1 protein-coding gene is annotated in these 475 nt (G+C 63.8%); it reads left to right on the top strand.

Annotated elements, in window-relative coordinates; translation table 11 throughout:
• Nucleotides 1-475: aminotransferase class V-fold PLP-dependent enzyme (locus CDV44_RS27265; RefSeq protein WP_141118842.1), on the top strand; the 475-nt coding region annotated here is incomplete at both ends.

The raw sequence follows: 475 nt of genomic DNA, 5'->3' as shown, positions 1-475 counted from the left end.
GGCATCGATCACGTACGCACGCAGCGACAAGCCGCAGTGGCTGCGCGATGCCGACGCCTGTCGCGCGAAGATCGCTCACTTGATCAACGGAAATGCCAAGCAAGTCGCCTTCACCAAGAACACCTGCGAGGCGCTGAATCTGGTCGCGCAAGGCTTACCCTGGCGCTCGGGCGAGAACGTCGTCACGAACGACCAGGAGCACCCGTCGAGCCTCCTGCCGTGGCTGAACCTGCGCAAGCGCGGAGTCGAGGTACGCGTGGTTCGGGCACGCAACCGTGAGGTTTCGCTCGATGACATCCTCGCGCGCATCGACGACAAGACGCGCGCGGTTGCGGTGTCATGGGTGCAATCGACCTCCGGGCAACGGCTTGACATCGATACGCTCGCCCAAGTGTGTCAGGCGCGCGGCGTGCGACTGGTGGTCGATGCCATTCAGGGACTGGGCCTGCTCAAGCTGGATCTCACCAAGACACCG

Origin of the sequence: Pandoraea sp. PE-S2R-1 (assembly GCF_002179865.1) — a bacterium.
Classification (GTDB): Bacteria; Pseudomonadota; Gammaproteobacteria; order Burkholderiales; family Burkholderiaceae; genus Pandoraea.
The sequence above is the reverse complement of the archived record's forward strand: the minus strand, read 5'-3'. Positions and strand labels throughout refer to the sequence as shown.